The sequence below is a fragment of the Bradyrhizobium glycinis genome, assembly GCF_016031655.1.
Taxonomy (GTDB): domain Bacteria; phylum Pseudomonadota; class Alphaproteobacteria; order Rhizobiales; family Xanthobacteraceae; genus Bradyrhizobium; species Bradyrhizobium glycinis.
In genome coordinates, this window is sequence record NZ_JACCHQ010000005.1 from 123,184 (window position 1) to 136,573 (window position 13,390).

6 protein-coding genes are annotated in these 13,390 nt (G+C 64.8%); 1 reads left to right on the plus strand and 5 read right to left on the minus strand.

Annotated features, from left to right (window positions below):
- Position 1: 1 nt before the first annotated feature.
- The 5 genes from treZ to HZZ16_RS10735 are packed head-to-tail and all read right to left on the minus strand — an operon-like array spanning position 2 to position 11,214.
- Positions 2-1,753, minus strand: a complete 1,752-nt coding sequence (gene treZ, locus HZZ16_RS10715) for a malto-oligosyltrehalose trehalohydrolase (protein WP_197948427.1) — start codon at positions 1,751-1,753, stop codon at positions 2-4.
- Entirely contained in the window at positions 1,750-3,828 is a 2,079-nt protein-coding gene (gene glgX / locus HZZ16_RS10720; RefSeq protein WP_197948428.1) for a glycogen debranching protein GlgX, read from the minus strand. Before glgX ends, treZ begins: the two co-directional genes overlap by 4 nt.
- A 3-nt stretch (positions 3,829-3,831) precedes the next feature.
- A complete protein-coding gene (gene glgB, locus HZZ16_RS10725) occupies positions 3,832-5,970 on the minus strand; it encodes a 1,4-alpha-glucan branching protein GlgB (RefSeq protein ID WP_197948429.1) in 2,139 nt (712 codons plus the stop codon).
- The gene (treS, locus tag HZZ16_RS10730) at positions 5,963-9,256 is read right to left on the minus strand and encodes a maltose alpha-D-glucosyltransferase (RefSeq protein WP_197948430.1); all 3,294 of its coding nucleotides are present in this window, start codon (positions 9,254-9,256) and stop codon (positions 5,963-5,965) included. Before treS ends, glgB begins: the two co-directional genes overlap by 8 nt.
- An 11-nt stretch (positions 9,257-9,267) precedes the next feature.
- Positions 9,268-11,214, minus strand: a complete 1,947-nt coding sequence (locus tag HZZ16_RS10735) for a maltotransferase domain-containing protein (protein ID WP_197948431.1) — start codon at positions 11,212-11,214, stop codon at positions 9,268-9,270.
- 204 nt (positions 11,215-11,418) lie between these two features.
- On the opposite strand from HZZ16_RS10735, the gene malQ reads away from it, so the two are divergent.
- Entirely contained in the window at positions 11,419-13,380 is a 1,962-nt protein-coding gene (gene malQ / locus HZZ16_RS10740) for a 4-alpha-glucanotransferase (RefSeq protein WP_197948432.1), read from the plus strand.
- Positions 13,381-13,390: the final 10 nt, after the last annotated feature.

Consider the following 13,390-nt stretch of genomic DNA (forward strand, 5'->3'; position numbering starts at 1 on the left):
TCTATCCTCCGAGGCGCCAGACCACCGACCAGGGCGTGAGCCGCTCGCCGGCTCCGCCGCCCCAGATCGGCGTGCCCGCGCTGACGATGGAGGTGATCTCGTGATCGGACAGATTGGCGACAAGACGCAACGTCGTGCCGTCGCCCATGCGCCAATGTGCGGTGACGAGGCCGGTGTCGGCTGCCTCGGCATCACCGAAGCTTGCGCCCTTCAGCCGCGGCACGATCTCCTTGCGACGGACGCCGAGCAGCTCTCGCACCAGCGCGAGCCGCGCATCCTGTTGCGGCGTGCGGCCGGTCCAGTCGAGCACGGCCGATTGCAGCGTTGCCGCAGCGAGCGGGTCGGGCACCTCGTCCCCGTATTTCTCGTAAGCCCAGGCATATTCGCGCTTGCGCCCCTTGCGCACGGCATCGGCGAGTCCGCCCTGGAAATCGCAGAAGAACGGAAAGGGGACCGTCGAGCCCCATTCCTCGCCCTGAAACAGCATCGGCACCATCGGCGCGAGCAGGGTGACCGCGAGCGCGGCCTCGATCTGCTTTGGCGATGCCAGGCTTTCCAGCCGCTCGCCCAGCGGGCGATTGCCGATTTGGTCGTGGTTCTGCAGGAAATTGACGAAGGTCGCCGGCGGCAGGTGGCCGCTCGGCTCGCCGCGCGGCTTCTTGCCCCAGAATTCCGAGATCTCGCCCTGATAGACGAAGCCGGAGGCGAGCGCGCGTGCCAGATCCATGCGCGGGGTCTGATAGTCGCCGTAGTAGCCGGCATGCTCGCCGGTCAGCATCACGTGCCAGACGTGATGATAATCGTCGTTCCACTGCCCGCGATATTTGCCGTTCGGCGGGTCCTGCGCGGCGTCGAGCAGGCTGGCACGGTTGTCGCCGTTCTCCAGCACGAGATGGATGTGGCGTCCCGTGGCCTTGGCGAGCTCGCCGGCGGCGACGCTGAGGTCCTGCAGCATGGACTGTTCGCCCGGGACAGCCATGATGTGATTGGCGGCGTCCAGCCTGAGGCCGTCGAAGCGGTAGTCGCCGAGCCAGGACAGCGCGTTCTCCACGGCGAAGGCCCGCACCTGCGGCACGCGATAATCGATCGCGCTGCCCCACGGCGTGTGCGCATCGGTGAAGAAGGTCGGCGCGTAACGGCCGAGGTAGTTTCCTTCCGGACCGAAATGATTGTAGACGACGTCGAGGAACACCATCAGCCCGCGCAGATGCGCCTCGTCGATCAGCGTCTTCAGGTCTTCGGGCCGGCCATAGGCGCTATCCGGCGCATACCACAGCACGCCGTCATAGCCCCAACCGCTGCGTCCTGCGAAATCGGCGAGCGGCATCAATTCCAGCGCATTGATGCCGGTCGCGGCGAGATGATCGAGCTTGTCGATCATGGCGCGATAAGTGCCTTCGGAAGTGAAGGTGCCGACATGTGTCTCGATCAGCACCGTCTCTTCCCAGGGACGGCCGCGCCAATCGCGCGCGCGCCAGACGAAGGCATCGTGATCGATCACCTCGCTCGGGCCGAACACGTCGTCGGGCTGGAAAGCCGAGGCGGGATCCGGCACGTCGATGTCGTCGTCGATCCTGAACTTGTACTTGCTGCCCGAAGGCAAGCCGTCAATCTCGGCGACGAACCAGCCATCCTGCCGGCGCTGCATCGCGTGCCTACGGTCGAGCAGGAGATCGACGCGTCGCGCGGCCGGCGCCCACAGCCGAAACGACACGCCGTCCTTGGTCGGCCTCGCCCCGAAGGATGGCCTCATAGCGCGCCTGCGAAAGCGAGCACGGAGCGCGGCGGCGCCTTGCTGTCGCTCCCTGGCAGGAAGTCGATCGTATTCAGCTTGGCATCGGTCGTGTTCAGCAGCTGCTGCCAGCTCTTGTATTCGGGCATTTTGGGCAATTTGAATGCGATCTCTTCGGGAGCGGCGTTCAGTACGATAAAGATCGCAGCCCCGCCCGGTTCCATCGGGCCCATCACATAGGAGAGAAACCGCCCATCCGGGAATGTCCAATCGCTCTCCGTCATCTCGGCGCCGGCAGGGGTCAGCCACAACGCACCGTAGGAGACGCCGTCCTTGGGCCTGCCGTCGAGCCAGCGATGGCTGCGCAGCTGTGAGAAACGGCGGCGGATATCGGCGAGATGGGCGACGAAGTCGATCATGTCGTCGCCGTCCTTGCCGAGATTGTCCCAGCCGACCCAGCCGACTTCATTGTCCTGGCAATAGGCGTTGTTGTTGCCGGATTGCGAGTTGCCGACCTCGTCGCCGGCGAGGATCAGCGGAACGCCCTGCGCCAGCATCAGGCAGGCCAGCACGTTCTTGCGCAGCTGACGGCGCAGGCTGATGATGTTCGGATCGTCGGTCGGCCCCTCGACGCCGCAATTGTTGCTGTGATTGTCGTTGGAGCCGTCGCGGTTGTCCTCGCCGTTAGCCTCGTTGTGCTTCTCGTTGTAGCTGAAGAGGTCGGCGAGAGTGAAGCCGTCATGGACGGTGATGTGGTTGATGCTGGCGCGCGGCCGCCGTCCGTCGTGGTTGAACAGGTCGGATGATGCGGTCATGCGGCTGGAGATATCGCCGATCAGGCTGCCTTCACCGCTCCAATAGCGCCGCATGGCACTGCGATAGCGGTCGTTCCATTCCGACCATTGCGAGGGAAAGGCGCCGACCTGATAGCCGCCGAGGCCGAGGTCCCACGGCTCGGCGACGAGCTTGACCGTCGCCAGCACCGGGTCCTGCCGCACCGCGGTCAGGAACGAGCTGCCGCGATCGAAACCGTTCGGCCCGCGCGCCAGCGTGGTGGCAAGGTCGAAGCGGAAGCCATCGACGTGGCAGACCTCGACCCAGTAGCGCAGGGAATCCATCACCATCTGCAGCACGCGCGGATGGGTGAGATTCACCGACGAGCCGCAGCCGGTGAAGTCGTCGTAATAGCGCGGGTTCTCGCGGTTCAGCCAATAATAGGAGGCGTTGTCGATGCCGCGATAGCACAGCGTCGGACCGAGATGATTTCCCTCGGCGGTGTGGTTGTAGACGACGTCGAGCATCACCTCGATGCCGGCATCGTGCAGCCGCGCCACCGTGGTGCGGAAGGAATCGAGCGCATTGTCCTGGGCGTAGCGCGGCTCCGGCGCGAAGAAGGACAGCGTGTTGTAGCCCCAGTAATTGGCGAGCTTCTTCTCCACGAGGATGCGGTCGTCGACGAAGCTGTGGACCGGCAGCAGTTCGACCGTGGTGACGCCGAGCTTCTTGAGGTGATCGATCATGGCGGGCGAGGACAGGCCGCCATAGGTGCCGCGCAGATTGGGCGGCACGTCCTCGCGCTTCTGGGTCAGACCCTTGACGTGTGCCTCGTAGATGATTGTGTCTTCCCAGGGGATGTTCGGCCGGATCTCGCGGCGGCCCCAGTTGAAGGTCTCGTCGACCACCACGGCTTTGGGCATGCCGCGCGCATTGTCGCGCCGGTCGAACGACAGGTCCTCGCGCGGGCTTCCGGTGCGGTAGGCGAAATGCGCATCGCTCCAGACCAGGCGCCCGGCAAGCCGCTTGGCATAGGGGTCGAGCAGCAGCTTGTTGGCATTGAAGCGATGGCCGTGCTCGGGCTCGTAGGGGCCGTGCACGCGAAAGCCGTAGAGCTGGCCCGGCGAGACGTCGTTGAGATAGCCGTGCCAGACGTCCTCGGTCTTCTCGGGCAGCTCGATACGCTCGAGCTCGCGGCGGCCTTGCGCGTCGAACAGGCAGAGCTCGACCTTCTGCGCGTTGGCGGAGAACAACGCGAAATTGGTGCCGCGTCCGTCCCAGCTTGCGCCGAGCCGTGCGGGCGATCCGGCGGTCAGGCGCATCGATCAGCTTTCCGGAACGAGGAAGATCGCAGCGAGTGGCGGAATGGTGAGGCGCAGCTCGCCGCCCTCGGCATGGACTTCGCCGATATTGCCGACATTGCTGCCGCCATAATGGGCGGAATCGGAGTTGAGCACTTCCTTCCACTTGCCGCCGAAGGGCACGCGAACGCGATAGTTCTGGTAGACGTTGGGCGAGAAGTTGACGATGACGACACACCGCGCGTTCTCGTCGAATCCCTTGCGCAGCCAGGCGAAGACGTTGCGATTGGCGTCATCCGTGACCAGCCATTCGAAGCCGGCCTGCTCGCAATCCATCTGGTGCAGCGCCGGCACCGCGCGATAGAGCCGGTTGAGATCGCGGATCAAGGCCTGAACCCCGGAATGGACCTTGTATTCGAGCAGGTGCCAGTCGAGCGACTGGTCGTGATTCCATTCGCGGCTCTGCGCGATCTCGGCGCCCATGAACAAGAGCTTCTTGCCGGGATGGCCGAACATGAAGCTGTAATAGGCGCGCAAATTCGCGAAGCGCTGCCACTCGTCGCCGGGCATGCGGCCGAGGATGGAGCGCTTGCCGTGCACGACCTCGTCATGCGACAGCGGCAGGATGAAGTTCTCCGAGAATGCATAGTGCAGGCCGAACAGGATCTCGCCGTGATGATGCTTGCGGTGGATCGGATCCTTGCTGATGTAGTTCAGCGTATCGTGCATCCAGCCCATGTTCCATTTGTAGCCGAAGCCGAGCCCGCCGAATTCGACCGGGCGTGAGACCTGGGGCCAGGCGGTGGACTCCTCGGCGGCGGTGGTTCCTTGCGGGAAGCGGGCGAACACTTCCGTGTTGAAGCGGCGCAGAAAGTTGATTGCCTCGATGTTCTCTCGCCCGCCATACTGGTTCGGGATCCACGCGCCGGGTGGCCGGCTGTAGTCGAGATAGAGCATGGACGCGACCGCATCGACGCGCAGGCCGTCGATGGCATAACGCTCCATCCAGAACAGCGCATTCGACACCAGGAAGTTCGTCACTTCGGTGCGGCCGTAATTGTAGATCAGCGTGCCCCAGTCGAGGTGGCGGCCCTGGAGCGGGTTGGCGTGCTCGTAGAGCGCGGTGCCGTCGAAATGGCCGAGCCCATGCGGATCGTCGGGGAAGTGACCCGGTACCCAGTCGAGCAGCACGCCCATGCCTTCGCGGTGGCAGGCATCGATCAGCGCCGCAAAGTCATCGGGTGTGCCGAAACGGCTGGTCGGCGCATAGAGGCCGGTCGGCTGATAGCCCCAGGAGCCGTCGAACGGATGCTCGCTCACGGGCAGGAATTCGAGATGGGTGAAGCCCATGTCGCGGGCATAGGCCGGCAGCTGCTCGGCCAGCTCGCGATATGTCAGCCATTCATTGTTGCCCTTGCGCCGCCACGAGCCGAGATGGACCTCGTAGATCGACATCGGCGCCGACAATGCGTTGATGCCCTCGGGCGCCGGGCGCGGCCGCGGCAGACGCGCCTCGTCGAACACGATCGAGGCCGTCTTCGGCCGCAGCTCGCTGGCAAATGCCATCGGATCGGATTTCAGCGGCAGCAGATGACCGTGCGGCCCGACGATTTCGAACTTGTAGTGATCGCCGGCCTTCGCATGCGGGATGAACAATTCCCAATAGCCGTTGCCGCGCACCCGCATCGGATGGCGCCGGCCGTCCCAGAAGTTGAAGTCGCCGACCACGGAGACGCGCCGCGCATTCGGCGCCAGCACCACGAAGCCGATGCCGTCGACGCCCTCCAGCCGCATCGGATGCGCGCCGAGCTTGTCGTAGAGACGCTGGTGGGTGCCTTCGCCGAGCAAATAGAGGTCGAAATCGGTCAGGATCGGCGGAAAACGATAGGCGTCCTCGAACTCGACGACGTTGTTGCCGAACTTCGCGCGCAGCTGGTAGTGCTTCGAGCCGTTGGGCAGGGCGCCAATGAACAGGCCGGAATCGTGGACGCGATCGAGCGGCGCGACCTCGCCATGGTCGCCGACCGCCTCGACATTGGTGGCCTCGGGCAGAAATGCCCGCACGACGCTTTTGCCGCCCTCGGGATGCAGCCCGAGATAGTGGAAGGGGTCGGAGTGGCGGCCTTCGATGATCGCGTAGGCTTCGGCAGGCAGTTTAGGCATGGGCTTCGCTCTCGGCACTTGACAGAATGCGAAGCAGTCCGGTCAGCGGCGCATGCAGCCCCTCAGGCCGGTGGGACAGCTCGTACTCTACGTCGTGGAACGCTCGATCCAGCAGGAAAAATCTCAACAGGCCTTCCGCGCAGGACCGATCGTCCGGCCACAGCCTCCGGTCGGTCATGGCTTCGCGGTAGGCGGACAGGAAGGTCGCGGTGGCGCGTTCGCGCCATTCGGCGAGGGCGGCCGCGAGCCGGTCCTGCTCGTCGGAAGCGCCCGTGAGCGCGCGGCCCAGCGCCGCGTTCACCGAAAGGTCGATGGAATGGATCAGGCCGGCGACGTCGCGGGCGGCCGGCGCCTTGCGGCGCTTGTTGGCCAGCGGCACACGCGGATCGCCGTCGAAGTCGATGATGAAGATATCGTCCTTCACGATCAGAGTTTGCCCGAGCCGGAAGTCGCCATGATGACGGATGTTCAACCCGCCGATGTCGGATGGCAAGAGCGCATTCAGGCCGCCGAACAGGCTGCCGCGTGCCGCGACCAGCCGGTCGATCAGGGGCCGGTCCGCCTCGCGCAGCCCGTCGCGGCTGTCGGCCAGCCGCTCGAGAACCCGCTCGGCGCGCGTCTTGAAGTCGGAGAGCCAAGTCCTGATCTGGGCGGCGTCGATCGGCACGGGGGCGAGGTCGTCCGGCTTTGCCGCGGCGAGCGCGACGTGCAGCTCGGCGAGCCGCCGGCCGATCTGCGCGATGAAATGCAGATACGGCGCCTGCTCCTGGGTTTCGCGTGGCATCTCGTCGGCCGGCGCCAGGCGCTGCTCGTCGACGTAGCGATCGAGGTACCCCGTCGTCACGGTCCAGCCGTCGCCCTGGTTCTCGACATAGGCGTGGAGCACGCCGAGCGCGCTGCGCTGGTTACCGTCGACGACCTCGACGCTGCCGAGCAGCGCCGGCGTGTTGGCGAAGCGCGCGACCTCCGTGAGATAGTGGCCGATCTCGATCTCGGGACTGATGCCGCTTTCGAGCCGGCGGTAGATCTTGGCGACGTACTGATTGTCGACCAGTGCGGTGCTGTTCGACTGTTCGATGGCGCGGATGCGTTCGGGCTCCTTGATGGTGTAGTCGGCGAACCGGCTGGTCGCCTTGAACTCCAGCCGCAGATTGTTCTCTTCCACCACAAGGTTCTGCGACAGGTTGCGCAGGAACAGGCCGATGAAGATCTGGTCGGTCGCAACGTCCAGCAATGTGCCTTCGCGCGCGCCCTGGCGCACGGCAGCCAGCGCCTTCGGGTTGAAGCGCTCGCGGTCGAACCGCACCCATTCGATCTGCAGCGGCATCACGTAGCGGGTCGTCGCGTCGCCTTGCCTGGTCTCGAAGAATGCGATCCAGGGCCTGTTGTCGCCGATGTCGCAGAACGGCACCGCCGAGGTCAGCACGGTCTTGATCTGCTTGGGATTGTGCTCGGGATACCAGCGCGTCCGCGACAGGAAGCCCGGCAGCACGTCGCGCTCGAACACGCCGCGCTCGCGGGCGAGCGAGACCCAGTTCGAGTTCACCGGCACGACCAGCGTCTCGAACTCCGGCACCGCGCGCGGCACCACCGGCTCGGACTTGTCGCGCTCCAGAAGCTGGAACCAGTAGAAGCCGTAGGGCCCCAGCGTGATCATGTAGGGCAATTCGCCGATCGCGGGAAAGCGCGTGCGGCCGAGCATCTCTTGCGGGATGCGGTCCTTCCACGGCGAGAGATCGAGCTCGGTGGCCTGCGCGGCGCGCGACAGATTGGCGACGCAGAGGATCACCTCGTCGCGGTATTGGCGGACATAGGCGAGCACGGCGCGGTTGGCCGGGCGGATGAAGGTCATGCTGCCGCGGCCGAAGGCGAGCGTCGATTTGCGCACCGAGATCAGCCGCTTGGTGGCGCTGAGCAGCGAGGACAGGCTGCGCGACTGCGCCTCGACGTTGACGGATTCATAGCCGTAGACGGGATCCATGATCAGCGGCGCGTAGAGGCGTGCCGGGTCGCAGCGCGAGAAGCCGCCGTTGCGGTCCGGGCTCCATTGCATCGGCGTGCGGACGCCGTTGCGGTCGCCGAGATAGATGTTGTCGCCCATCCCGATCTCGTCGCCGTAATAGATGATCGGCGTGCCCGGGAAGGACAGCAGCAGCGAGTTCATCAGCTCGATCTTGCGGCGATCGTTGTCCATCAGCGGCGCAAGGCGCCGGCGGATGCCGACATTGATGCGCGCGCGGGGATCGTTGGCGTAGGTGGTCCAGAGATAGTCGCGCTCGACGTCGGTGACCATCTCCAGCGTCAGCTCGTCGTGATTGCGCAGGAACAGCGCCCATTGGCAGCTCGCCGGGATGTCCGGGGTCTGGCGCAGGATGTCGGTGATCGGGAAGCGGTCCTCCTGGGCGATCGCCATGTAGATGCGCGGCATCAGCGGGAAGTGATAGGCCATGTGGCACTCGTCGCCACGGCCGAAATATTCCTGCACGTCCTCCGGCCATTGATTGGCCTCGGCCAGCAGCAGCTTGCCCTTGGAATACGCATCCAGCTCCTGGCGCAGCCGCTTGATGATCGCATGGGTCTCGGGCAGGTTCTCGTTCGAGGTGCCCTCGCGCTCGCACAGATAGGGAATAGCGTCGAGCCGGAAGCCGTCGACACCGGCGTCGAGCCAGCGCTTCATCACCTGGATGATGGCGCTGACCACACGCGGATTGTCGAAATTGAGATCCGGCTGGTGCGAGAAGAAGCGGTGCCAGTAGAACGCGCCGGCCTCCGGATCCCAGGTCCAGTTCGACTTCTCGGTGTCGGTGAAGATGATGCGCGTGCCCTGGTATTTCTGGTCGGTGTCGCTCCAGACATACCAGTTGCGCGCGCTCGAGCCGGGATGGCTGCGCCGCGCGCGCTTGAACCATTTGTGCTGGTCCGAGGTGTGGTTGACGACGAGCTCGGTGATGACGCGCAGGCCCCGCTTCTGCGCTTCCTGGATGAAGCGCTTGAAGTCCTTCATCGTCCCGAAATCGGGGTTGACCGAGCCGTAGTCGGCGATGTCGTAGCCGTCGTCACGGCCGGGCGAAGGGTAGAACGGCAGCAGCCACAGCGCGGTGACACCGAGCTCCTGCAGATAGGGCAGCCGCTCGGTCAGCCCGGCGAAGTCACCGATGCCGTCATTGTTGCTGTCGGCGAAGGCTTTGACGTGGAGCTGGTAGATGATGGCGTCCTTGTACCAGAGCTCATCCACGACCTCGGCAGCCTCAGCCTTCTTGGTATCGACGGAAGACAGAACATTCATGGCGTGAGCCCCTACGCCAGGCAGCGGAACAGAAGTGCCGGATCGCGGTCGGGATCGATACGCAACTTAATGCCGCCCCATTCGATGCGGGATTGTTCTCCGGTGAGGAGGTTTTCGAGTGTCGTCACATGGTGACGCCGTCCGCCGGCGTCAACTGTGAGATCGCCGAGCGCCAGCCAGCATTCACGCACCTGGCGCGACAGCGCGATCACGACGACGACTGTGTTGGCCGGATCCGCCGCCTCCTTGGCGAAGGCGATCGTCTCGCCGTCCTCGATGGCGAGAAAGCGCAAATTCGCCGTCTGCCGGAGCGCCGCGTTCTCGTTGCGGATGCGGTTGAGCGTGGCAATGTAGGGTTTGATGTTGCCCGGTCTGTCCCAGTCGCGCTGCCTGATCTGGTACTTCTCGGAATCCAGATATTCTTCGCGGCCGGGAATGGCGTCATGCTCCAGCAGCTCGAATCCGCTGTAGATGCCGTAATTGCCCGACAGCGTCGCCGCCAGTGCGATCCGCGACTTGAAGGCCCAGGCCTCTCCGCTCTGCAGGTGATAGGGCAACAGGTCAGCCGTGTTGACGAACATGTTCGGGCGGTAGAAGTCGCGTTCGGGATAGCGCGTCAGCTCGCCGAGATATTGCTCCAGCTCCCACTTTTCCGTGCGCCAGGGAAAGTACGTGAAGGACTGCGAAAAGCCGAGCTTGGCGAGGCCCTTCATCAGCTTTGGCCGTGCATAGGTCTTGGAGAACAGGATCACGTCGGGATGACGGCGGCTTATGTCGCGGATAAGCCACTCCCAGAACGCGAGCGGCGCGCTGTCGTGATTGTCGATCGCGAAGATGGTCACGCCCTTGTCGATCCAGAACAGCATGGCGTCGCGAAACGCATTCCACAGCCCGAGGCGATCGACCGAATTGAAGTCGGGGATGACGATGTCGGAATAGGGGCCGTCCGCCGTCCGCACCGAGCGGTCGGGCCGCCATTTGAACCATTCCGGATGCTGCGTCAGCCAGGGATGATCCGGCGAGCACTGCACCGCGAAGTCCAGCGCAAGCTCGAGCCCGTATTCGAGACAGGTGGCAACCAGCGCGCGGAAGTCCTCGATCGTACCGAGCTCCGGATGCAGCGCATCGTGGCCGCCCTCGGCCGAGCCGATCGCATAGGGCGAGCCGGGATCCCCTTCACGGGCCACCGGCGCGTCGTTGCGGCCCTTGCGGATGGTCTTTCCGATCGGGTGGATCGGCGTGAAGTAGAGCACGTCAAAGCCCATCGCGGCGATGTCGGGTACGCGCGCGATGCAGTCGCGCAGCGTGCCATGCCGGCCCGGCAATGCGCTCTGGCTGCGCGGCATCATCTGATACCAGGAGCTGAAGCGGGCCTTGTCGCGGTCAACGATCAGCGGGAAGAATGGCGAGCGCGTCAGGTCCGGACGCGACTGGCTGTCGGCCATGGCTTCGCCGAGCTCGGTTGCGAGCAGCGAGGTGATGTCGCCGTTCCTCAAATAGTCCTCGCACTGCCTGATGATGATCGCTGCGGCGTCCTGCCGCGCGCCATGCGCCTTGGTCAAAAGGCCGGCGCCCTCGATCGCATCGAGGCTGACATCGGCCCCGGTGCGCCGTTTTCGCGAGACGGCGTGCGACCAAGTGGCAAACTCGTCGGTCCAGGCTTCGATCGCGTAGACATATTGGCCGGGCTCGGGGGGCGTGAACGCGCCGGACCAGCGGTCATTGCCGTGATGGGTCATCGGCTCGCTCCGCCATTCGCGCTCCTGCTCTCCTCGCCAGACCAGCGCGGCTGATATCACGGCCTCGCCATCGCGGTAGATATCGGCCCAAACCTCGACCGGCTCGCCCGCGATCCGCTTCACGGCGAAACGGCCTCCGTCGATCGCGGGATAGACGTCCTCGATCAGGAAAGCGCTGCCGGCGGCGGCACTTTCGACAGTTTGAATTGTCTTGTTCACGGTGATGCCATTGACAAGAAAGCAGGAGCCCGTTTCCCTTGTCGGGAACCCACGCGTGGTACCATGATAGAAAGCCGCTTGTGTGTCATTGGTTCCCTTGGGAACGGCAAGCGCAGTTTGCGAGTTACCCCTGACTAACCTCTTCCGCGATCTCGTTAATATCGATGCCCTTGGCCAAACAATGGCCTGCAAGCTGCGTGCCGAATGGATCTTTTAGCTCAAGCCCGGATCAAGGGCGTTCAATCCGAATTCATCGATGCCCTCGGCAAGCTGCGGGTCACCGCGCCCGAGGCCCTCAAGTCCATCCTCGACGCCCTGCCGGAGAAGCGGGTCTATCGCTTCGTCAACGGGCCGGTCGTGGTGCGTGCGCTCGGACACCCGCGCACGGAATTGGCCTCGATCGGCGCACCGCCGCTGCGATGGAAAATCGTCGGCAACGGCAATGTGATCGCGGCAGGCGAGACCCGCGAGCCCGTGATCGCCTGGCCCGCGGGCCTGGCGCTCGGGTACCACCGCCTGACGCTGACCGATGCCGGATGTGCGAGCGAAGACGTGCCGATGATCGTGGCGCCCGAGCGCTGCTTCGGCGGCGATTTCGACCGCGGCTGGCTGCTCGCCGTGCAGCTCTACAGCGTCCGCTCCGACCGCAATTGGGGCATTGGCGATTTCACCGATCTCGCTGGCCTCATCCGGCTCGCCAAGCAGCTCGGGGCCGACGGCGTCGGGCTCAATCCGCTGCATGTCCTGTTCGACGATCACCCGGCCGATTGCAGCCCTTATTCTCCCAACAGCCGGCTTTTCCTCAACCCGCTCTATATCGACGTCGAGGCGATTCCTGAATTCTCGGCCGACCTCGTGCCCGACGCGGCCGCGACGGCCGCCCGTCTGCGCGAGGGCGATCGCGTGCCTTATGCCGACATGGCGGCGCTGAAATGGCTGGGCCTGCGCGCCGCCTTTAACAGCTTCGTGACAAGCGCGAGCGGGGCGCGTCGCAAGGCGTTTGACGCCTTCCGGGCCGCCCGCGCGCCGCTGTTGTCCCGCTTTGCCTGTTTCGAGGTGCTGCGGCATCGCTTCGCAGGACCCTGGTGGGAATGGCCGGCGGAATGGCAGCAGCCGGATGAGGCGAAATGCGCCGAGCTGCGCAACGGCCCGGACAGGCGCGAGGTCGAGTTCGTCGAATTCGTGCAATGGACGGCCGACAGCCAGCTGCATGCGGCCAAGGCGCTCGCCGGCCAGCTCGGCATGCGGGTAGGGCTCTATCTCGACGTCGCCGTCGGCGTGCAGTCCAACGGCTTCGATGCCTGGAACGAGCAGACGGCGATCTCGCGTCATCTCGCGGTCGGCGCGCCGCCCGACGTGCTCAACACGATCGGCCAGGATTGGGGCCTTGCCGGCTTCAACGCCGGTGGGCTGGAAGCGCAATCCTTTGTCCCGTTCGCCGACATGCTCGCGGCGTCGATGCGCCATGCCGGCGCGATCAGGCTCGATCACGTACTCGGCCTGAAACGGCTCTATCTCGTGCCGCGCGGCTTCAAGCCCGACAACGGCGCCTATGTGCAGATGCCGTTCGAGGCGCTGCTCGCCGCCGTGGCGCGCGAGAGCACGGCCCATAAATGCATCGTGATCGGCGAGGACCTCGGCACCGTGCCGGAAGGTTTCCGCGAGATGATGCAGGATTTCGGCATCTGGTCCTATCTCGTCATGATGTTCGAGCGCGACGATGCCGGCCATTTCCGCAATGTCGACCATTACCGGCCCAATGCGCTGGTGACGCTGAACACCCATGACCTGTCGACCTATGCCGGCTGGCGCTCCTTCGGCGATCTCAAGATGAAGCGCTCGCTCGGGCTCGATCCCGGCGAGAACGACCAGGCGCGATGGGATGCGCTCGGCAGGCTCGACGAGATCCTGCGCCAGAACGGCATCAACGCCAACGACGTCTATTCCGTGCTCGCCTTCCTGTCGCGCACGCCCTCGCGGCTGCTTGCAGTGTCGCTGGAGGATTTGCTCGGCGTGGTCGACCAGCCCAATATCCCCGGCACGATCGACGAGCATCCGAACTGGCGCCAGCGCCTTCCGGTTGCGCTCGACAAGATCGTCTCGAAGATCGATCTCGCAGCCTTGAAGGCTGCGACACGGGAACGTTCACTGCCCGGCGGGAATTGAACAGCGGGGC